This window comes from Streptomyces sp. bgisy159 (assembly GCF_057707805.1).
Genome location: NZ_JBYIQX010000024.1, coordinates 1 through 19,218, shown reverse-complemented (window position 1 = coordinate 19,218; position 19,218 = coordinate 1). Strand labels below are relative to the sequence as shown.

The following is a 19,218-nucleotide window of genomic DNA, read 5'->3' as shown; positions in this document are numbered from 1 at the left end:
TTGCCGCGCGACGGTAATCTGATATCACTTAGATAGGCACAAGCTAGCGAGGCGCCCGACCGGCGACTCGCCCGACGAACGGGGGGACCCACCCATGCCCACGCACGACGCCTCAGCCGCCACCGCCACGCCCACGGCACCGGAGATGCCGGAACCACGGGTGAAGGAGTTCCCGGCGCACAGCATCGGCGGCGGGTACGCCCTGCTGCTCGGGCTCGTCGGGCTGCTGGCCGGGATCGGGCTGATAGCCGGCGGCGCCGCCGCGGCCGTGGCCGCCGGAGTCAAGGCTTCGCTGATCGTGCCGGGCGTGCTGGCCGGGCTCAGCGCACTGCTGGCGATGTCGGGGCTGAACATGGTGGCACCGGGCGAGGCGCGGGTCGTCCAGCTCTTCGGGCGCTACCGCGGGACGATCCGCGAGGACGGGCTGCGCTGGGTGAACCCGTTCACCTCGCGCACCAAGATCTCCACCCGGGTCCGCAACCACGAGACCGCCGTACTCAAGGTCAACGACGCCTACGGCAACCCGATCGAGCTGGCCGCGGTGGTGGTGTGGAAGGTGCGGGACACCGCGCAGGCCACCTTCGAGGTGGACGACTTCCTGGAGTTCGTCTCCACCCAGACCGAGGCCGCCGTCCGCCACATCGCCATCGAGTACCCCTATGACGCGCACGAGGAGGACGGGCTCTCGCTGCGCGGCAACGCCGAGGAGATCACCGAGAAGCTCGCGATCGAGCTGCACGCGCGCGTGGAGGCGGCCGGTGTGCAGATCATCGAGTCCCGGTTCACCCACCTCGCGTACGCTCCCGAGATCGCCTCCGCGATGCTCCAGCGCCAGCAGGCGGGCGCGGTGGTCGCGGCGCGGCGGGAGATCGTCGACGGGGCGGTCGGGATGGTCGAGGCGGCGCTCGCCCGGATCAACGAGCGGGACATCGTGGAACTGGACGAGGAACGGAAGGCGGCGATGGTGTCCAACCTGATGGTCGTACTGTGCGGGGACCGGGCGCCGCAGCCCGTCCTGAACACCGGGACCCTCTACCAGTGACGGACCGACCGGGGAACGACTCCGACGAGGGTCCGGCGCCCCGGCGGCGGTCGCAGCAGCGCAAGCAGGTGCTGCTGCGACTGGACCCGTCGGTGTACGAGGCGCTGGCGCGCTGGGCGTCCGACGACCTGCGGTCGGCCAACGCGCAGATCGAGTTCCTGCTGCGCAAGGCGCTGGCGGAGGCCGGACGGCTGCCGCGGGGGGCCGGACCGCTGCCGCGCCGCGGCCGCCCCCCTGTGTCAGAACCGTGACAATCGGCTGCGACCTGCGGCTCCACGACTGAGAGAGCGGTTGCCCGCACGCTCCGCGAGGGAGTCCACACCCGGTGTATACGCACCGGGTATACACGCTGTGTAGAGTCCTCGCCATGTCCATCGGTCACACCCTTCTCGGACTCCTGGAGTCCGGACCCCGCCACGGTTACGACCTCAAGCGGGCCTTCGACGCGAAGTTCGGTCACGACCGGCCGCTGCACTACGGCCAGGTCTACTCGACGATGTCCCGGCTGCTGAAGCACGGCCTCGTCGAGGTCGAGGGCATCGAGCCGGGCGGCGGGCCCGAGCGCAAGCGGTACGCGATCACCGACGCCGGGATCACCGACGTCGAACGGTGGCTCGCCACGCCGGAGCAGCCCGAGCCGTACCTGCAGTCGACCCTGTACACCAAGGTCGTCCTCGCCCTGCTCACCCACCGCGACGCCGCCGACATCCTCGACACCCAGCGCTCGGAGCACCTGCGCAGCATGCGGATCCTGACCGACCGCAAGCGCAAGGGCGACCTCGCCGACCAGCTGATCTGCGACCACGCCCTGTTCCACCTGGAGGCCGACCTGCGCTGGCTGGAGCTGACCGCCGCCAGGCTCGACCGGCTCCGCGAGGCGGTGACGGCCCAGTGATAGCTCCCGCCGGTTCCCTGCTCACGGCGCAGGATCTGCGCAAGGCCTACGGTCCGACGCTCGCCCTGGACGGCGCCGGGTTCTCCATCCACCCCGGCGAGGTCGTCGCCGTCATGGGCCCCTCCGGCTCGGGCAAGTCGACGCTGCTGCACTGCCTCGCCGGCATCGTGACACCCGACTCCGGGTCGATCATGTACGACGGACGCGAGATGGCCACGATGAGCGACGCCGAGCGCAGCTCGCTGCGGCGCAGCGAGTTCGGGTTCGTCTTCCAGTTCGGGCAGCTGGTGCCCGAACTGACCTGCGTGGAGAACGTCGCCCTGCCGCTGCGGCTGAACGGCACTTCACGCAAGGCCGCCGAGCGCACCGCGCTCACCTGGATGGAGCGGCTGGAGGTCGACGACCTCAGCCGGAAGCGGCCCGGCGAGGTCTCCGGCGGCCAGGGCCAGCGGGTCGCGGTCGCGCGGGCGCTGGTCACCAGCCCCCGCGTGGTGTTCGCGGACGAGCCCACCGGCGCGCTCGACTCGCTCAACGGCGAACGCGTCATGGAACTCCTCACCGACGCGGCCCGCACCACCAACGCGGCCGTCGTCCTGGTCACCCACGAGGCCCGGGTGGCGGCCTACTCCGACCGCGAGATCGTCGTACGGGACGGCAGGTCGCGGGACATGGAGCGGGCCGTATGAACCCGCGCGCATGGGGCCGCGACCTCCGCCTGGGCCTGCGGTTCGCGGTCTCCGGCGGGCGCGAGGGCTGGGTCCGGCTGACGCTGACCGCCGTCGGCGTGGGACTCGGTGTGGCGCTGCTGCTGCTGTCGACCGCGCTGCCCACCGCGCTGTCGGTCCGGCACGACCGCGAACAGGCCCGGATGGACTTCGGCTCCGGCGAGACCGTCTCCCGCACCGACGACACGGTCGTCGTGGCCCACACCGACACCTCGTTCCGCAACAAGGACATACGGGGGCGGCTGCTGGAGCCCATGGGGCCGCGGGCCCCGCTGCCGCCGGGCGTCGACGCGTTCCCGGCCGCGGACGAGATGGTCGTCTCCCCCGCGCTCAAGGAGCTGCTGGAGTCCGACGGGGCCCGGCTGCTGCGGGAGCGGCTGCCGTACCGGATCACCGGCACGATCAAGGAGGCCGGGCTGGTCGGCTCGCGGGAGCTGGCCTACTACGCGGGCGGCGAGAAGCTGGAGGAGCGGGCCGGCGGCGCCTGGGTGGTGCGGCTGAACCGGTTCGGCGAGGCGCAGCCGTCCGAGGAGCGCACCGACCCGGTGCTGGTGCTGCTCAACCTGGTCGTGCTGGTCGTGCTGCTGATGCCGGTCGCGGTGTTCGTCGCGGCCGCGGTACGGATCGGCGGCGAGCGGCGCGACCGCCGGCTGGCGGCGCTGCGGCTGGTGGGCTCCGACGGGCGGATGACCCGGCGGATCGCGGCCGGCGAGGCGCTCGCCGGGGCGCTGCTCGGGCTGGTCGTCGGCCTCGGCTTCTTCCTGCTCGGCCGTCAGGTGGCGGGCTCCGTCGAGGTGTTCGGGATCAGCGTGTTCCCCAGCTATCTCAACCCCTCGCCGGCGCTGGCCGTGCTGGTCGCCGTCGCCGTCCCGGCGGCCGCCGTGCTGGTCACGCTGCTCGCGCTGCGCGGCGTGGTGATCGAACCGCTCGGCGTGGTGCGCACGGCCAAGCCGACGCGGCGCCGGCTGTGGTGGCGGCTGCTGCTGCCGCTGGCGGGCCTCGGCCTGCTCGCGCCGATGCTCGGCCAGGGCCGCGAGAACGGGAACTTCAACGAGTACCAGGTGGTGAGCGGTGTCCTGCTGCTGCTCGTCGGGGTGACCGCGCTGCTGCCCTGGCTGGTGGAGACCGTCGTCGCCCGGCTCGGCGCGGGCGCCCTGTCGTGGCAACTCGCGGTACGGCGACTGCAGTTGAGCAGCGGCACGGCGGCCCGGATGGTCAACGGCATCGCGGTGGCCGTCGCCGGCGCGGTCGCCCTGCAGATGCTGTTCGCCGGCGTCGAGGGCGACTACACCAAGAACACCGGCAAGGACGTCTCGCGGACCCAGATGGACGTACAGGTGCCGAAGAGCATGGCGCTGTCCGAGGCCGCGGACCGGTTCGCCGACACCCGGGGCGTGCGGCGGGTCATCAGCCTGTCCGAGGGATACGTCGCCAACACCGCCTGGACGGGCGAGGGCACGGAACTCAGCGCCCCGCTCTCCGTGGGCACCTGCGCGGACCTGCGGGAGCTGGCGAAGCTCCCGTCGTGCCGGGACGGCGACGTGTTCGTCCTGGACGGCGCCGAGTACGACACGGACGGCCCGCAGATGGCGAAGGCGGGGGCCACCCTGCACTTCAGCCCCGACGACGAGAACGGCCCGGACCTCACCTGGAAGGTGCCGGCGAACGTCAAGCACGCGCAGTCCGCAGCCGACATGAACGGCATCCGGCGCGGCGGGTTCCTGCTCACCCCGTCCGCCCTGCCGGACGACGTCTCCGAGGCGGTCAGCGGACAGCTGTACCTGTCGATCGACGAGTCCGTGCCCGACGCGTTCGAGTACGCGCGCAACACGGCCGCGCAGGTCAACCCGATGAGCTCGCAGTCGGTGTGGTCGGCGACCCAGGAGTCCAACCGGTTCGCCTCCATCCGTACGGGGCTGCTGGTCGGCGCCTCGTGTGTGCTGACGCTGATCGGCGCGAGCCTGCTGGTGTCCCAGCTGGAGCAGCTGCGGGAGCGGCGCAAGCTGCTGTCGTCCCTGGTCGCCTTCGGCACCCGGCGCCGGACCCTGGGCCTGTCGGTGCTGTGGCAGACGGCGATCCCGATCGCGCTCGGCCTGCTGCTCGCCTCGCTCGTGGGGGTGGCGCTGGGCGCGCTGCTGCTGGGCATGACGGACACGCCGGTGATCCTCGACTGGTGGAGCGTGGTGTCGATGACCGGGATCGGCGCGGGGGTCGTGCTCGGGGTGACGCTGTTCAGCCTGCCGCCGCTGCTGCGGCTGCTCCGGCCGGACGGGCTGCGCACCGAGTAGGACCCGGGCCACCGGACACCGGGCCCCCTCCCCGCCGGAACCGACCGGCGGGGAGGGGGCCCGGTCCGCGTCTACAGGCTGTACTCCTTCACCACCCGCCGCGCCTGGGCGAACAGCATGCCCACGTTCACCGACTTGCGGCAGACGACGACCGCCACCACGTCCTGCTGCTCCGTCAGGCGCAGGAACAGGTGGGTGAGGTTCTCGCTGTTGACCAGGATCTCCTGGAAGAAGTGGGTGTCGTTGCTGATCCCGCGGCGCTCCTTGAAGACGTCCTCGATCATCACCACCGTGCGGCCCTGGAACAGGTCGAGGGTGGCGCCCGCCAGCAGGTCCAGCACCTCCGGCGGGTGGTTGTCGACGGTCTCGTACGAGAGCAGCATCCCGGTGGCCATGTCGACCACGCCGGCGGCGACGCAGTCCGGGGCTTCCGAGCGCAGGGACTTGACCAGGCCCATCACCTGGTCGGAAAAGCTCGTAGTCATCCGTTTCGTGGCCATGGTTCAGACTCCTTGGGGGGTCGTCAGGATCGCGCCGATGCGGTCCAGTGCGGGCAGGCTTGCGGTGTGCAGCCGGTCGAGGTCCAGGCCCTCGTCGCCGAGTACGACCATCAGCGCGGTGTCGCCGAGCGCGTAGAAGGCGGCGCAGCCGTGGCTGCCGTAGGTGACCGTCCGGTGCAGGGCGCCGCGGTCGGTGGCCGCGGCGGTGCGGCGGGCGAGTCCGAGTCCGGCCGCGGCGAGGGCGGCGAGGCCCTCCGGGTCGATGGAGTCGGCGGTGTCGGCGGCGATGAGCAGTCCGTCCGCCGCCGCGACGGCGGTGTCGGTGATCCCGGTCACCTGCTCGCGCAGACCGCGCATCTCCCGCGCGAGGGCTTGGTGGTCCATGGCTGCAACTCTCCTATTTCCTGTGTTCATCAGCGGATACGTCACTCGGCCCCGCCCCCGCCCGCAGCCGGAAGAACGGCCTGCGCCGGGGCAGCTCGGGAGGTTCGAAGGGCCCGCCCGGTCCTCTGGGGGACACCGGCAAAGACTCTTGCTCCGTCGCCTCCGCCCCGCCGGCGCCGCACGGAGACTCGGGCGGCGTGCCGCCGCACGGGGGCGCGGGCGGTGTGCCGGGCGGGGGTGGGGCGCCGGGCGCGGGCGGTGTGGGGGTCGGCGGGGCGCCGGGCGGGGGCAGGGCGGGCGTTGGCGGAGCGCCGGGCGCGAGCGGGGGCGGCGGGGGTGCCGGTCGGTCGGCGGGCGGGCGCCGGGACGGCGCGGGTTCCAGCGCGGCGGCCTGCGCGGGTGCGGGTGCGGGTTCGTATGCGGGGGCGGGGAAAGCCGACCGGGTGGCGGGCGCCGGTAGCACGGGGGGCGGTGGATCGAAGGGGCGCCCCGGCGCGGGAGCCGACCGGGCCGCCACCGGCACCCCGGAGAGCCCGTCCCCCGGCGGTGCCACGCCGGCATCCATTCCGAGCACGAGCCGCTCGCTCCCGCCGCCACCCGCCGCACCGGCCGGGCCGGTCCCACGGGAATCTGCCCGGCTGCGGTGACCGCGCCCCGGGGAGTCCTCGCGGCCGGTCCCCCGTCCGGAGGCCACCGCGCCCGAGGCCGCACCGCCGACGACCGCACCGCCGACGGTTCCGCCTCCGCAGGGGGACTCACCCCGAGTGCCACGCCCGGCGACCGCACCGCCGAAGCCCACACCGTCCCCCTCCCCCACGGCCCCGCCCTCGCCCCTGAACGGGCCCCGGGCCGCACCCCGGGCCCCGTCCTCGGCAGCCGCACCGGCGGAAGAAACGTCCACCGCACCGTCGGAAGAACCGTCCACCGCGACGCCGGAGGAACGGGTCGCCGGAGCCGGACCGGTGCCGGGGCGAGCGGCGGGGGCCGGTCGGCGCACGGAGAGGTCCTTGCCGGCCGGGAGGTGGACGGGGATCGGCCAGGGGTTCTCCAGGCACTCCAGCAGGCCCTCGCCGAGCATCCGGGCCACCTCCACGGTGACCGCGTACACCCCGCGCCCGGTGCGGAACGCCAGGTCACGGGCGGTACGCCGCCCATCCGCGTGGGCGAGCAGCTCACGCCGCTCGGCGCTGAGGCACTCCCCGGTGTACGACAGCGGCGCGGGCACCGGGCGCTCCCGGTCCGGCCGTACCGGACAGGGCAGCGCGGCCAGGGCAGCGAGCCGGCGCCCGGCCTCCTGCAGCAGCCGCTGGGGCGGTTCCCCGACGGGGACGGCGGCGGGCGGCGGACCGGCCGCGGGCCCGCGTTCGAGTGCGTCGACCCGGCCGGCGACGACCGCGAACACGGCGTCCCGCAGCGCCATCGCGCACACCACCCGCAGCTGCGCCGCCCCCGCGTACCCGTGGGTGACGATCCCGTCGGCCGGCCAGCGGGCCCCGCCCGCCTCGCGCACCAGCCCGGCCCACTCCTCGCCCTGGATCCGCCCGGACCGCAGCAGCAGCGCGTCCGCCCCGGGCGCACCCGGCGACTCGACGGCGACGACGAGCCCGCCGCGCAGGTGGAAGACGCCGCCGGGTGCGCCGGACACCCGCAGTACCCCGGTGAACCCGTCACGCCCGCACGCGCCCAGTGCGGCTGCCAACCCCGACATCACTCCCCTTGGCCCTTCGCACACGCGCCTGACGTGTAGCTCTGAGGGGGGTATGTGTATCAGCCGTGTGGGGGACGAAAGCGGTTTACGTCCCACCCTGCCCCGAGTTGGCGGAACTTGGACTTCTGTGATGTTCACATGGGCTTTGTTCGACGCCCATTTGAACGACTGGGGGACTTCAGGCGTCGCTGTCGAGCACCCGTACGGGCAGCGGCCGCAGCGCCTCGCGCAACGCGTCGGCGAGTTCCGCGTACTCAGCCTCCCGCGCGGCCCCGGCGCGCATCGCGAGGGCGATCCGGCGGGTGGGCGCGGGCTCGGCGAAGGAGCCGGTCAGCAACTGGCTGCTGCGCGCGGTCTCCAGCCGCAGCGCGGTACGCGGCAGCAGCGTGCAGCCGAGCCCCCCGGCCACCAACTGCACCAGCGTGGACAGCCCGGCGGCGGTAGTCGTCACCGGCGCGCCCACCCGTCTCCCACCGCCGCCCTCCCCCGAGGGGCTTCGCCCCGCCCCCTTGAACCCCTGCCCCGCCTCCCGGCAGATGTCGAGCGCCTGGTCGCGCAGGCAGTGCCCTTCGTCGAGAAGGAGGAGATCGAGTTCCTTGAGCGCCTCCCGGGGGATGCCCTCCCGGCCGCCGAGCCAGTGATCGAGAGGCGTGAGCAGCACGAAGTCCTCGTCGAACAGCGGAAGTTCGGTAACCCCGGGCACACCCAGGGGGACCGCGAGCAGCAGCAGGTCGAGGCGGCCGGTGTGCAGCCCGTCGAGGAGGCTGGCGGTCTGCTCCTCGTGCACCTGGAGGTCGAGATGCGGATAGCGTTCGTGTACCAGGCGCAGCACGGTGGGCAGCAGGTACGGCGCGACGGTCGGGATCACGCCGAGCCGCAGGGCCCCGGTGAAGGGCGCCCGTACCGCCTCCGCTTCCTCCAGGAGTCTGCCGACCTCGTCCAGCACCGCCTTGGCGCGCACGGCGAGCCGCTCACCGGCGGGCGAGAGCAGCACCTTGCGGGTCGTACGTTCGAGGAGGGTCACCCCGAGGGCCTCCTCCAGCGCGGAGACCGCGCCGGACAGGGCGGGCTGACTCATGCCGATGGCCGCGGCGGCGTCGCGGAAGTGGAGGTGCTCGGCGACGGCGGCGAAGGCGCGGAGCTGGGCGAGACTGGGCGGGCGCTTCTTACCGGCGTTCGTACTACCAACGGTCACTGATAACTACCTCCGATCAACTCGACCGAGTGTAGCTATTTCCTGGATCAATCCGCCCTGTGTCACGATCAGCGGTGTCCAACCCATGGGAAGCGTCCGCTATCCGGATGCTTCTTCGCTGCAAGGAGAGCTAGTGCTCACTGTCGGTGACAAGTTCCCCGAGTTCGAACTGACCGCCTGCGTCTCGCTGGAGAAGGGCAAGGAGTTCGAGCAGATCGACCACAAGACCTACGAGGGCAAGTGGAAGGTCGTCTTCGCGTGGCCCAAGGACTTCACCTTCGTGTGCCCGACCGAGATCGCGGCCTTCGGCAAGCTGAACGAGGAGTTCGCCGACCGGGACGCCCAGATCCTCGGCTTCTCCGGTGACTCGGAGTTCGTCCACCACGCCTGGCGCAAGGACCACGACGACCTGCGTGACCTGCCCTTCCCGATGCTGGCCGACTCCCGGCACGAGCTGATGCGCGCGCTCGGCATCGAGGGCGAGGACGGCTTCGCGCAGCGCGCCGTCTTCATCGTCGACCCGAACAACGAGATCCAGTTCACCATGGTGACCGCCGGCTCCGTGGGCCGTAACCCCAAGGAGGTCCTGCGGGTCCTGGACGCCCTGCAGACCGACGAGCTGTGCCCGTGCAACTGGACCAAGGGCGAGGACACCCTCGACCCGGTCAAGCTGCTGGCCGGTGAGTGAGTCATGTCCCTCGACTCGCTGAAGTCCCGCGTACCGGACTACGCCAAGGACCTCAAGCTCAACCTGGGCTCGGTCATCGGCAACTCCGACCTGCCCGCGCAGCAGCTGTGGGGCACGGTGCTGGCGACCGCGATCGCCTCGCGCTCCCCTCTCGTCCTGCGCGAGCTGGCGCCGGAGGCCAAGGCGAACCTGAAGCCGGAGGCGTACACGGCCGCCAAGTCGGCCGCCGCGGTCATGGCGATGAACAACGTCTTCTACCGCACCCGGCACCTGCTGTCGGACCACGAGTACGGCACCCTGCGCGCCGGTCTGCGGATGAACGTCATCGGCAACCCCGGCGTCGACAAGGTCGACTTCGAGCTGTGGTCGTTCGCGGTGTCCGCGATCAACGGCTGCGGCATGTGCCTGGACTCGCACGAGCAGGTGCTGCGCAAGGCCGGTGTCGACCGTGAGGTGATCCAGGAGGCGTTCAAGATCGCCTCGGTGATCCAGGCGGTGGGCGCCACGCTGGAGGCCGACGCCGTGCTGGCCGAGGTCGAGTAGTCGCCCTTCGCTCCGCGGACCCCGCTCACTCCTCGTGGGCGGGGTTCTCCGCGTTTCCGGGCGCCTCGCCGGGGGCCGCGCCGCTCCGACCGGCCGGACCGGCCTGACCGGCCTGACCGGCCTGACCGGCACGTTCGGCCTCACCGGGCTGACCGGGCTGACCGGCCTCGCCGCCGAGCGCCGCGGCCGGGGACAGCTCGGCGGTACCGGCGAGCACCGCGTGCTCCTCGTGGGCGCGTTCCCGGGCGTACGCCGCCAGATAGCCGACCACCGTGTTGGTGACCGCGACCAGCGGCACCGCCACCACCGCGCCGCCGATGCCGGCCACCATGCCGCCCGTGGCGACCGTGAGCACCACCGCCAGCGGATGCACCCGCACCGCGCGGCCGAGGATGAACGGCTGCAGGATGTGCCCCTCGATCTGCTGCACCGCCAGCACCACCGCCAGCGTCATCACGGCGGTGAACACGCCCTGCGTCACCAGCGCCACCACCACCGCCAGCGCGCCCGAGGCGACGGCGCCGACCAGCGGGATGAAGGAGAACAGGAAGATGAACACGGCGAGCGGGACGGCCATCGGCACATCGAGGAAGTAGATGCCGATACCGATGAACACGGCGTCGATGAGGGCGACGATGACCGTGCCGCGTACGTACGCGGTGAGCGTGGCCCAGGCGCGCGGACCGGCGCCGGCGACGCCCGGGCGCGCGGCGGCGGGGACCAGCTTCAGGGACCACTCCCAGATGCGCTTGCCGTCGTAGAGCAGGAAGAGGGTCGAGAAGAAGGCCAGCAGGATGCCGGTCAGGGCCTCGACGACGACCTGGACGCCCTCCAGCCCGGCCGAGGTGATCTGGTCGGTGTTGGCCCCGATCGCCTCCCGCAGGTTCTTGGCGATGCCGTTGATCTGCTTGTCGGTGACGTGGAGGGGGCTGTCGAGCAGCCAGCGGCGCAGGTCGTCGATGCCGTCCTGGACCTGGTCGGAGAGGTCGTCGATGTTCTCCATGACCTGCCAGGTCACGAACCAGCCGAGCAGTCCGATGACGACGAACCCGAGGAACGCGGTGAACGCGGTCGCCAGCCCCCGCGGCACCCCGCGCCGCCGCAGCCGGGTCACGGTGGGCTCCAGCAGGGCGGTCAGCAGCAGCGCGACCACGAAGGCGAGCACCACCAGCTGTACGGCGCTGATGATCCGCATCAGCACCCAGACGGTGCCCGCGAGCACCAGCAGCCGCCAGCCGGCCTCGGCGGCCACCCGGACGCCCCAGGGCACCGCCTGGGCCGGGTCGGGGCGGGGAACGGGGGGCAGCACCACGGTGGGCCGGGGGTCGGCGGGCGGCGGGGGCGGCTCCGGTTCGGCGTGTTCCCGTTCGACCTCGGCGCGGCGCTCGTCGAGTTGCCTGCCCATCCGCGTCAGCCCGGCTCCGAGCCGGCCGAGCCACCCTGGCACTCGCGACATGATCCGTCCCTTTCCCCCGTCTCTCCCCACCGCTCCCCCCAGGAGTCGTCGGTGTACGACCGTACAGGGCCGCAGCCCCTCACCCTAGGACGGGGAGGGGCTGCGGAGGGTTGAGCGGGCCCGGGAACCGGGCGGATGCCGCGAGGGCCTAGTACCAGTGGTTGGCCTGCCAGAAGGACCAGGCGTCGCAGGGGCTGCCGTAGCGGCTGTTCATGTAGTTCAGCCCCCACTTGATCTGGGTGGCCGGGTTGCTCTGCCAGTCCGCTCCGGCGCTCGCGTACTTGCCGGCGGGCAGCGCCTGGAAGAGGCCGTAGGCGCCGGAGGAGGGGTTCACCGCGTGGTAGTTCCAGCTGGACTCGTGGTCCACGATGTTGCTGAAGCACTGGAACTGCCCGCTGGGCACCATGGAGCGGGCCATCGCCTGGATCTGGGCGACCGTGTAGGAGCTCTGGACGGGGAAGTCACCGGCGCTGCGGCTGGCCTTGAGCTTGGCCTCCTCGCGCGCCTTCGCCGCCTTCTCGGCTTTCTCCGCCGCTTCCTTCTTCGCGACGGCGGTCTCGGCGGCGGCCTTGCGGGCCGCTTCCTCCGCGTCCTTCTTGGCGGACTCGTCCGCCGCGATGGCCTGGAAGTTGGCCTGCTGCGTCAGGGAGGCGGTCTGCACCTGGGCCTGTTCACCGACGGGTATGTCCGCGAGCAGGGTCGCGTCACTCGCCGTCGCCTCCGCGTCGTTGCTCTGGGCGACACTGCCCGACGCAACGCCGACGACGCTTCCGACAGCGGTGACCGCCGTGGCCGAGGCCACTGCGAATCCCCGGACCGAGATCCGGCTCACACGGTTTCCTTCCAGCATCGCCCGCCTCGGTGACCCTGGCGGACGCAATCGTGCCCCTGGCGCTGGCCTCCCAACTACGGGGTCACGGAGGCGCGGGCCCGGTGGACGACTCCCTTGACGGAAGCGCCGCTTGGTGCTCGGGCGGCATACGACGGCGTTATGGAGTTGATGAGTCCTGCTGTGGTGCCGTACCGCTGGGGGTACAGCCGTGTCGTATGCGGGGCCTGACAGGATTGAGACTCTGCCGTAACCCGGCGCCGCGAGGCAATTCTGTGCTGCGTGTTAAAGGTCACATCTGGTTTGGGCCCGGAGATTTCGCCGAACGCCCCCGTACGACGACGCCGCCCCGCTAGGCTCTCGGCCTTTGCGGGGCGGCGCCGACCGGCTCACCCGAAGGGTCAGCCGCTGTTCTCCTCCAGCATCTCGGTCACGAGTGCGGCGATCTGGGACCTCTCGGACCGGGTCAGGGTGACATGCGCGAAGAGCGGGTGCCCCTTCAGCTTCTCCACGACGGCCACGACACCGTCATAGCGCCCAACGCGCAGATTGTCCCGCTGTGCCACGTCATGGGTGAGTACCACCCGCGAGTTGGCGCCGATCCGGGACAACACGGTCAGCAGGACGTTCCGTTCCAGCGACTGGGCCTCGTCGACGATCACGAACGCGTCGTGCAGGGAGCGGCCGCGGATGTGGGTCAGCGGGAGCACCTCCAGCATCCCGCGGGCGGTGACCTCCTCGATGACCTCGCGCGAGGTGACCGCGGACAGCGTGTCGAAGACGGCCTGCGCCCAGGGGCTCATCTTCTCCGCCTCGGAGCCCGGCAGATAGCCGAGCTCCTGCCCGCCGACGGCGTACAGCGGCCGGAAGACCATCACCTTCTGGTGCTGCCTGCGCTCCAGCACCGCCTCCAGACCCGCGCACAGCGCCAGCGCCGACTTGCCGGTGCCGGCCCGGCCGCCCATGGAGACGATCCCGACGTCCGGATCGAGCAGCAGGTCCAGCGCGATCCGCTGCTCGGCGCTTCGCCCCTTGATGCCGAAGGCCTCACGGTCGCCGCGCACGAGCCGGATGTTCCCCTCGGGGGTGACGCGGCCGAGCGCCTTGCCGCGCTCCGACTGGATGGTCAGGCCGGTGTGCACGGGCAGGTCGGCGGCCTCGGGGACGTGGAGGTGTCCCTCCTCGAAGAGGATGTCCACCTGTTCGCCGGGCAGCGTCAGTTCGGACATCCCGGTCCATCCGGAGTTCTCCGTGATGGCGAGTTCGGCGCGGTACTCCTCGGCGAGGAGACCGACGGAGGAGGCCTTGATCCGGAGCGGCAGGTCCTTCGAGACGACGGTGACGTCGAACCCCTCGGCCTGCAGATTGCGGGCCACCGCGAGGATGCGTGAGTCGTTGTCCCCCAGGCGGTAGCCGGTGGGCAGCACGCCGGGGTCCGAGTGGTTGAGCTCGACACGGACCGTCCCGCCCAGGTCCCCGATCGGGATGGGGGCGTCGAGGCGTCCGTACCGCACCCGGTAATCGTCCAGCAGGCGCAGTGCCTGCCGGGCGAAGTACCCGAGTTCGGGATGGTGCCGCTTGGCCTCCAGCTCCGTGACCACGACGATGGGGAGCACGACCTCGTGCTCGTCGAAGCGGCTCAGGGCGTTCGGGTCGGCCAGCAGGACGCTGGTGTCGAGAACGTAGGTGCGCCGGTCTGGCTTGTGGCGCTTTGTGCTGGTCACCACGGAAGGACGTACCCCCTCGGATGAGGTCGGGGAGCGACGAGGAGTGACTGGACCGGTCTCCGGCCCCGCTGCACCGCGGGCCGGCGACCGGCCCTCCGCTGCGTCCGTGCTGACCGCACGTTCCGGCTGGTGCAAAGGGCCTCCCGGGCGGACGACCCCGTGCCGCCCGCTGAGGATCCGACACCCGTGGTTCGGGCATCGACCTGCTTGCCTTATGCCCTCGAACACGCGCCGCCATGCCGACGCTTGTCACGGCAGGCCGGTGAACTCCTTGTTACATCCGTGGGGAATGGGGTACGCGGAGGGTTTCCCCGGGGGCGCCAGGGGGACGCGCGTGTGTCCGGCGCGCGGTCCGGTCGGGCCGCTTCAGCCGCTTCAGCCGCCGAAGCGGCGGTGGCGGGCCGCGTAGTCGCGCATCGCGCGCAGGAAGTCGACCTTGCGGAAGGCCGGCCAGAAGACCTCGCAGAAGTAGTACTCGGAGTGCGCGGTCTGCCACAGCATGAAACCGGAGAGCCGCTGCTCACCGCTGGTGCGGATGACGAGGTCCGGGTCGGGCTGGGCGCCGGTGTAGAGGTGGCGGCCGATCATCTCGACGTCCACCGTCTCGGCGAGGTCCTCCATCGAGGTGCCCTTCTCGTGGGCGTCCAGGAGCATGGACCGCACGGCGTCGGCGATCTCCTGCCGGCCGCCGTAGCCGATGGCGACGTTGACCGTTATCCCGGCGATGTGCGCGGTGGTCTCCTCGGCCTCCTTCAGTGTGCGCTGCATTCCGGCCGGGAGGATGTCCAGGGTGCCGACGTGGTGCACGCGCCAGCGGCCGTCGGCGGCGAGGGTGCGCACGACGTCCTCGATGATGCCGAGAAGCGGACCGAGTTCGTCCTGCGGCCGGTCGAAGTTGTCCGTGGACAGCAGCCAGAGGGTGACGACCTCGACGTCGGTCTCACTGCACCAGCCGAGGAACTCCTCGATCTTGTCGGCGCCGGCGCGGTGGCCGTGCACGGTGGAGGAGCCGGCGGCCTTAGCCCAGCGGCGGTTGCCGTCCATGATGACGCCGATGTGCTTGGGCACCTGAGCGTGGTCCAGGTGGCCTTCCACCCGGCGTGCGTAGAGCCTGACCAGCAGGCCGCGCAGCTTGTCGCGCAGGTTCACGTGATTGCCACCCCTCCGGTGCGGATGCGGTCCCCGCAGGGGCGCAGCCTACCCCGCCGGGGGCGGGGCGGGCGCCTTGAGGCGGGGGGCGGGGCGGGCGCCTTGAGGCGGGGGTGGGGCGGGCGGATGGGGGCGGCTGCTGCGGGCGGAGGGACAGGACCGGGGTCGGCCGGGGGGAGGGGCCGACTGGGCGGAGGGACGGGCGCCGGTCGGTGCGCACAAAAAACGGGCCGGTCCGTGGGGGGGAGACGGACCGGCCCGAGGGGGGGTTTCCACCATAACCCTTCGTAAGTGATGCTGCGTGCATCGGCGGGTCACAACTACTCTCCGGAGTCGCCCGGCGACGCGATAAGGGGCCCGATAGGGGTCGTTCCTGGGGTACGGATGGCCGAAAGTCGGCGGATTCCCAGGCCGAACGGAGGAAACGGGGGTGATTTCGGAGGTTTGAGGGACGTCCCTCCGATGGGCTACCCGAGGCGCGAACGCCCGCTTGACGCGCACGCCACCGCGCAGCCCCCTCCACTGCGCGGTGACGCCCGCGCAGCTTTGCTTACGCGAATTGCCTTGGTCTGAACTTACGTGAGACTTACGTGTGACGCGAGGGATTTCTGATAACGATGTGGACACCTTGCGGAGGGACTTCCGGCCATTTCCGGCATGGGGGTGCTAGAGGGCGGCTCACCGGGCAGGGCGGGACACGGGACGGCGGGCAGGGCGGGCGGGGCACGGGCGCGGCGAGTGGGGCGGGCACGGGACTGCGAGTGGGGCGGGGCACGGGGGCGGCGGTCGGGGCGCGGCTTGGGGAACGGGCAGAGGGCGGCTCACCGGGCACGGCGACGCGCGGCGGGTGGGGCGGGCGGCGGGCAGGGCACGGGGGCGCGGCTTACCCGGGCCGGGCGGCGGGCGGCGGGTGTCCGGGCGACGGGCAGCGCACGGGGCGCGGCTTACCGGGCCGGGCGGCGGGCCTCGATCAGGTGCCGGGCGCTATGGGCGACGAAGGCACCCTCGCTCCTGATCCGCTCGTGCAGGGCGCGCAGCCGAGGCTCGTACGCCTCCACCGTGAACCCCGGCACCATCCACACCACCTTGCGCAGGAAGTGCACCACCGCACCGATGTCGCGGAACTCCATCCGCAGCCGCTCCGCCCTCAGGTCGACGACCTCCAGCCCGGCCGCCTCCGCGTCCGCGCGCTCCCGGTCGGGATGCCTGCCCTCGCGGACCTCGTCCGGCTGCGGCCCGAGGAAGTACTCGACGAGCTCGAAGACGCTGCTCGGCCCGACGTGCTGCGCGAAGTACGTCCCGCCGGGCGCGAGCACCCGGGCGATCTCGGCCCACCGGGGCCGCACCGGATGCCGACTGACGACGAGGTCGAACGTACCGTCGGCGAAGGGCAGCGGCGCGTCGTCGGCGACCGCGACCACCGCCACCCCGCGCGGGCGCAGCAGCGCGGTGGCCCCGGCCACGTTGGGCGGCCAGCCCTCGGTGGCGACGGCGAGCCCCGGCGCCCGGGGCGCGGCCCGCGCGAGGGCGAAGTCCAGGGCCTCCCCTCCCCCGGTGTCGAGATCGAGCACGGCGGCGGCCTCCGCCAGCCGCCCTGCCAGGGACACCGCGTACCCCCAGGAGGGCCGCGCCTCGGTGGCCCGGCCCTCGAACCAGGAGAAGTCCCACCCGTCGGTCGGCACGGAGGCGCCTTCGGCGACGAGGGCCTCGTAATCGTCGCCGCCGCGGTCGTTGACGCTGCCGTTCACAGGTCCTCAGCTCGCGGCGAGGGGACGTACGTCCTCGGCCACGAACCGGAGGAACCCCTCGGGGTCGGGCTCATCAGCGGTGGGGAGGAGTACGACGCTGTCGGCGCCGGCGTCGGCGAAGCGCCGTACCGCAGCGGCGACCGTCTCGGCGTCACCGGCGACGCCGAGCCCCGGAACGGAGTCGAGTCCGGTGGCGATGAGTTCCCCGCGCAGCCGCTCGGCGGCGCCCTCCCCGGTGGCGGCGAAGAGATAGACGACGATCTGGTGCGGCCGCGTGGCGCTGCCGTGGCGGGTCCCCTGGTCGGCCCCCTCGCCGTCGCTCCGGCCGATCCGCCGACCGGTCCCCTCACCATGCCCTTCGCGGTTACCGTCGCCGTTCCGTGTGCCGTTCCGTGCGCCGTTCCGCCCGGCTGCCGCTCGCTCCCGCTCGACGATCCGCCGGACCTCCCGCACCCGCTCGGGTGAGGCGGACTCGTTGAGCACGGTGCCGTCGGCGACCTCCCCGGACAGCCGGACCGTACGTTCCCCGACGGCACCGACGAGCACCTCGGCCGGCGCCGCCCCGCTCCCGGTCGGCGGCCAGTCGAGCCCGACGTCGTCGAGCCGGACGTACCGCCCCTTGACGGTGACCCGCTCCCCGTTCAGCAGCGCCCGCAAGGCCACCGTGTACTCCCGCAGCAGCGTCACCGGCGAGTCGACACGCGCCCCGGCCTGCCCCATCCAGTCCTGCACGCCGTGCCCGACCCCGATCCGGGCCCGCCCGGGGAACATGCGGTGCAGGGTCGCGGCCTCCATGGCGGTGACGGCGACGTTACGCAGCGGCACGGGCAGCAGTCCCACGCCGACCCGCACCCGCTCGGTCCACGCCAGCACGGCGGCGGCGGACGAGATGCCGCCCTGCCGGAAGCAGTCCTCCCACAGCCACAGCTCGTCCAGTCCCGCGTCGTCGACGAGCCGGGCGATGTCCCGCAGCCGCTCGGGAGGCAGCTGTGGCCGGAAGATGGCGCCGATGGAAGTCATGAGGGCTTCCTATCCAGACGCCGACGACCGGGACAACTCGTTTAACGGAACGGCCCAATTGGCAGATCGGAGGGGAGGGCTGGTCAGGAAGGTGGGAGGCGGCCGGTGGCGACGGTACGACGAGAACGCTGGCCGGACGGCGGCGGGACGCTGCGGGTGCCGGTGCCCGGCGACGACGCCGAGGACCTCCGCGTCCCCCTGGAGTTCGCCACCTCGTACCGTGCCCGTACGAGGGGGCTGCTGGGGCGGGACTCCCTGACCGGCGCGATGCTGCTGTCCCCCGCGTCCGGCGTCCACACCTTCGGCATGCGCATGCCGATCGACGTGGCGTACCTGGACCGCACCCTGCGCGTCCTCGCCGTACGCACCATGCGCCCCAACCGCCTCGGCCTGCCGCGCCCGCGCGCCCGGCACGTGCTGGAGGCGGAGGCGGGGGCGATGGCGGGCTGGGACCTGCGGGCGGGCGTCCGGGTGTCGGTGCACCCGGGCTCCTGAGCGGAGGGTGGAGTCGATGGGAGGGAAGGGGGCGAGTCTGAGTACGGATGCTCATGCAATGCGGCGCGCCCGTCACTGGAATGGTTCCGGGCACCTGACGTGATCCCGTTCACCTCCGCGACGCCGCGAACAGGCATGTCAGCGGCGGTGGTTAGAGTTTCCGCAGCGGCTACGGGTTTCAGCCTGACCATTCGGGCCGTACGGGGAGGATGTGCTGTGTTGCCGAGCGAAGACGGTTCGGGTTCGAACCCGACGTCGACGTCGTGGGTGTCGTCCGTGTTCGACTTCGCGAAGGACGCGCGGGCCGACCTGGCCGCCGAGCTGTCCTCCTTCACGGACTTCCGCCGCCGCGTCGACGAACTCATCCGCGACCTCAAGGGTTCACCGGCGGGCCCCGGCAAGGTGGCCCAGGACCAGTTGGTTCGCGCCGAGTTCGGGGGCGGCGACGGCGCGTGGGCGGAGGCGGCCGGCCTCTACGGGGCGTACGAGACGGTGATCACCGAGCTGGAGAACCTCTCCAAGCTGCTCTCTGACTGCATGGAGGGCATGAGCATCGCCGTCCTGGCCTCGCACAAGGGCTACGAGAACATCGACCTGGACGTCCGGGACCGCATGGCCGCGATCAGCGCCGAGACGACGGCCCACTACGGCGGCACCCACACCCCGGGCACCCCGTCGGACACCCACACGGGTACCGGCGCTCAGACCGGTGAGGAGGCCGGCGGAACCGGCGAGAGCGGCACGACGAACGGAACCGGCAACGAAGCGGGAGGCACCATCTGATGACGGGCAACACCCCCGGGACCGGCTCCACCCCGTTCGAGAC

At 72.2% G+C, this 19,218-nt stretch carries 19 protein-coding genes; 9 read left to right on the top strand and 10 right to left on the bottom strand.

Going from position 1 to position 19,218, the window contains the following annotated elements:
- The first annotated feature begins 94 nt into the window (after positions 1-94).
- The 5 genes from AC3ET3_RS22440 (at position 95) to AC3ET3_RS22420 (ending at position 4,950) form a co-directional block, all read left to right on the top strand.
- Positions 95-1,042, top strand: coding sequence for an SPFH domain-containing protein (locus tag AC3ET3_RS22440; protein ID WP_432134780.1), 948 nt, complete (start codon positions 95-97; stop codon positions 1,040-1,042).
- Positions 1,039-1,293 (top strand): type II toxin-antitoxin system antitoxin, encoded by a 255-nt coding sequence (locus AC3ET3_RS22435; RefSeq protein ID WP_432134779.1) that lies wholly within the window; start codon positions 1,039-1,041, stop codon positions 1,291-1,293. Before AC3ET3_RS22440 ends, AC3ET3_RS22435 begins: the two co-directional genes overlap by 4 nt.
- A 116-nt stretch (positions 1,294-1,409) precedes the next feature.
- Positions 1,410-1,937, top strand: a complete 528-nt coding sequence (locus AC3ET3_RS22430) for a PadR family transcriptional regulator (RefSeq protein WP_432134778.1) — start codon at positions 1,410-1,412, stop codon at positions 1,935-1,937.
- Positions 1,934-2,623, top strand: a complete 690-nt coding sequence (locus AC3ET3_RS22425; protein ID WP_432134777.1) for an ABC transporter ATP-binding protein — start codon at positions 1,934-1,936, stop codon at positions 2,621-2,623. The genes AC3ET3_RS22430 and AC3ET3_RS22425 overlap by 4 nt, the downstream gene beginning before the upstream one ends.
- Positions 2,620-4,950, top strand: coding sequence for an ABC transporter permease (locus AC3ET3_RS22420; RefSeq protein ID WP_432134776.1), 2,331 nt, complete (start codon positions 2,620-2,622; stop codon positions 4,948-4,950). Before AC3ET3_RS22425 ends, AC3ET3_RS22420 begins: the two co-directional genes overlap by 4 nt.
- Before the next feature lie 71 nt (positions 4,951-5,021).
- Here AC3ET3_RS22420 and AC3ET3_RS22415 read toward each other — a convergent pair whose 3' ends face one another.
- From AC3ET3_RS22415 to AC3ET3_RS22400, 4 genes are all read right to left on the bottom strand, one after another.
- Positions 5,022-5,450: a hypothetical protein gene (locus AC3ET3_RS22415; protein ID WP_432134775.1), complete on the bottom strand. Its 429-nt coding sequence runs from the start codon at positions 5,448-5,450 to the stop codon at positions 5,022-5,024.
- Positions 5,451-5,453: 3 nt separating this feature from the next.
- Positions 5,454-5,834, bottom strand: coding sequence for a roadblock/LC7 domain-containing protein (locus AC3ET3_RS22410; protein ID WP_432134774.1), 381 nt, complete (start codon positions 5,832-5,834; stop codon positions 5,454-5,456).
- Positions 5,835-5,847: 13 nt separating this feature from the next.
- The gene (locus AC3ET3_RS22405; protein ID WP_435612769.1) at positions 5,848-7,533 is read right to left on the bottom strand and encodes a hypothetical protein; all 1,686 of its coding nucleotides are present in this window, start codon (positions 7,531-7,533) and stop codon (positions 5,848-5,850) included.
- 187 nt (positions 7,534-7,720) lie between these two features.
- Complete coding sequence (locus tag AC3ET3_RS22400; protein WP_432134772.1) at positions 7,721-8,737, bottom strand: LysR substrate-binding domain-containing protein; 1,017 nt, start codon at positions 8,735-8,737, stop codon at positions 7,721-7,723.
- Positions 8,738-8,870: 133 nt separating this feature from the next.
- On the opposite strand from AC3ET3_RS22400, the gene AC3ET3_RS22395 reads away from it, so the two are divergent.
- Together AC3ET3_RS22395 and AC3ET3_RS22390 are read left to right on the top strand one after the other, a co-directional pair.
- Positions 8,871-9,425, top strand: a complete 555-nt coding sequence (locus AC3ET3_RS22395) for a peroxiredoxin (RefSeq protein ID WP_432134771.1) — start codon at positions 8,871-8,873, stop codon at positions 9,423-9,425.
- A gap of 3 nt (positions 9,426-9,428) precedes the next feature.
- On the top strand, positions 9,429-9,968 hold the full coding sequence (locus tag AC3ET3_RS22390; protein ID WP_432134770.1) for an alkyl hydroperoxide reductase: 540 nt from the start codon (positions 9,429-9,431) through the stop codon (positions 9,966-9,968).
- Positions 9,969-9,993: 25 nt separating this feature from the next.
- Here AC3ET3_RS22390 and AC3ET3_RS22385 read toward each other — a convergent pair whose 3' ends face one another.
- From AC3ET3_RS22385 to AC3ET3_RS22360, 6 genes are all read right to left on the bottom strand, one after another.
- Positions 9,994-11,424, bottom strand: coding sequence for an AI-2E family transporter (locus tag AC3ET3_RS22385; RefSeq protein ID WP_435612768.1), 1,431 nt, complete (start codon positions 11,422-11,424; stop codon positions 9,994-9,996).
- Positions 11,425-11,572: 148 nt separating this feature from the next.
- Positions 11,573-12,256: an aggregation-promoting factor C-terminal-like domain-containing protein gene (locus AC3ET3_RS22380; RefSeq protein WP_435612767.1), complete on the bottom strand. Its 684-nt coding sequence runs from the start codon at positions 12,254-12,256 to the stop codon at positions 11,573-11,575.
- A gap of 398 nt (positions 12,257-12,654) precedes the next feature.
- Entirely contained in the window at positions 12,655-13,980 is a 1,326-nt protein-coding gene (gene phoH2 / locus AC3ET3_RS22375; RefSeq protein WP_432134767.1) for an RNA 5'-3' helicase PhoH2, read from the bottom strand.
- Between the two features lie 375 nt (positions 13,981-14,355).
- Positions 14,356-15,129, bottom strand: a complete 774-nt coding sequence (locus AC3ET3_RS22370) for an isoprenyl transferase (RefSeq protein WP_432134766.1) — start codon at positions 15,127-15,129, stop codon at positions 14,356-14,358.
- A gap of 944 nt (positions 15,130-16,073) precedes the next feature.
- Positions 16,074-16,877: a methyltransferase domain-containing protein gene (locus AC3ET3_RS22365; protein WP_435612766.1), complete on the bottom strand. Its 804-nt coding sequence runs from the start codon at positions 16,875-16,877 to the stop codon at positions 16,074-16,076.
- Positions 16,878-16,883: 6 nt separating this feature from the next.
- A complete protein-coding gene (locus tag AC3ET3_RS22360) occupies positions 16,884-17,897 on the bottom strand; it encodes an LLM class flavin-dependent oxidoreductase (protein WP_435612765.1) in 1,014 nt (337 codons plus the stop codon).
- A gap of 105 nt (positions 17,898-18,002) precedes the next feature.
- Between AC3ET3_RS22360 and AC3ET3_RS22355 the strand changes: the two genes are divergently transcribed.
- Entirely contained in the window at positions 18,003-18,392 is a 390-nt protein-coding gene (locus AC3ET3_RS22355) for a DUF192 domain-containing protein (protein WP_432134763.1), read from the top strand.
- Positions 18,393-18,668: 276 nt separating this feature from the next.
- Positions 18,669-19,175: a DUF2563 family protein gene (locus AC3ET3_RS22350; protein WP_435612764.1), complete on the top strand. Its 507-nt coding sequence runs from the start codon at positions 18,669-18,671 to the stop codon at positions 19,173-19,175.
- Positions 19,176-19,218 lie beyond the last annotated feature (43 nt).

Bases quoted from the DNA above. Each gene is read 5' to 3' on its own strand.
- AC3ET3_RS22410 (WP_432134774.1), bottom strand. From the start codon at position 5,834: ATGGACCACCAAGCCCTCGCGCGGGAGATGCGCGGTCTGCGCGAGCAG.
- AC3ET3_RS22360 (WP_435612765.1), bottom strand. From the start codon at position 17,897: ATGACTTCCATCGGCGCCATCTTCCGGCCACAGCTGCCTCCCGAGCGG.
- AC3ET3_RS22415 (WP_432134775.1), bottom strand. From the start codon at position 5,450: ATGGCCACGAAACGGATGACTACGAGCTTTTCCGACCAGGTGATGGGC.
- AC3ET3_RS22385 (WP_435612768.1), bottom strand. From the start codon at position 11,424: ATGTCGCGAGTGCCAGGGTGGCTCGGCCGGCTCGGAGCCGGGCTGACG.
- AC3ET3_RS22440 (WP_432134780.1), top strand. From the start codon at position 95: ATGCCCACGCACGACGCCTCAGCCGCCACCGCCACGCCCACGGCACCG.
- AC3ET3_RS22390 (WP_432134770.1), top strand. From the start codon at position 9,429: ATGTCCCTCGACTCGCTGAAGTCCCGCGTACCGGACTACGCCAAGGAC.
- AC3ET3_RS22430 (WP_432134778.1), top strand. From the start codon at position 1,410: ATGTCCATCGGTCACACCCTTCTCGGACTCCTGGAGTCCGGACCCCGC.
- AC3ET3_RS22420 (WP_432134776.1), top strand. From the start codon at position 2,620: ATGAACCCGCGCGCATGGGGCCGCGACCTCCGCCTGGGCCTGCGGTTC.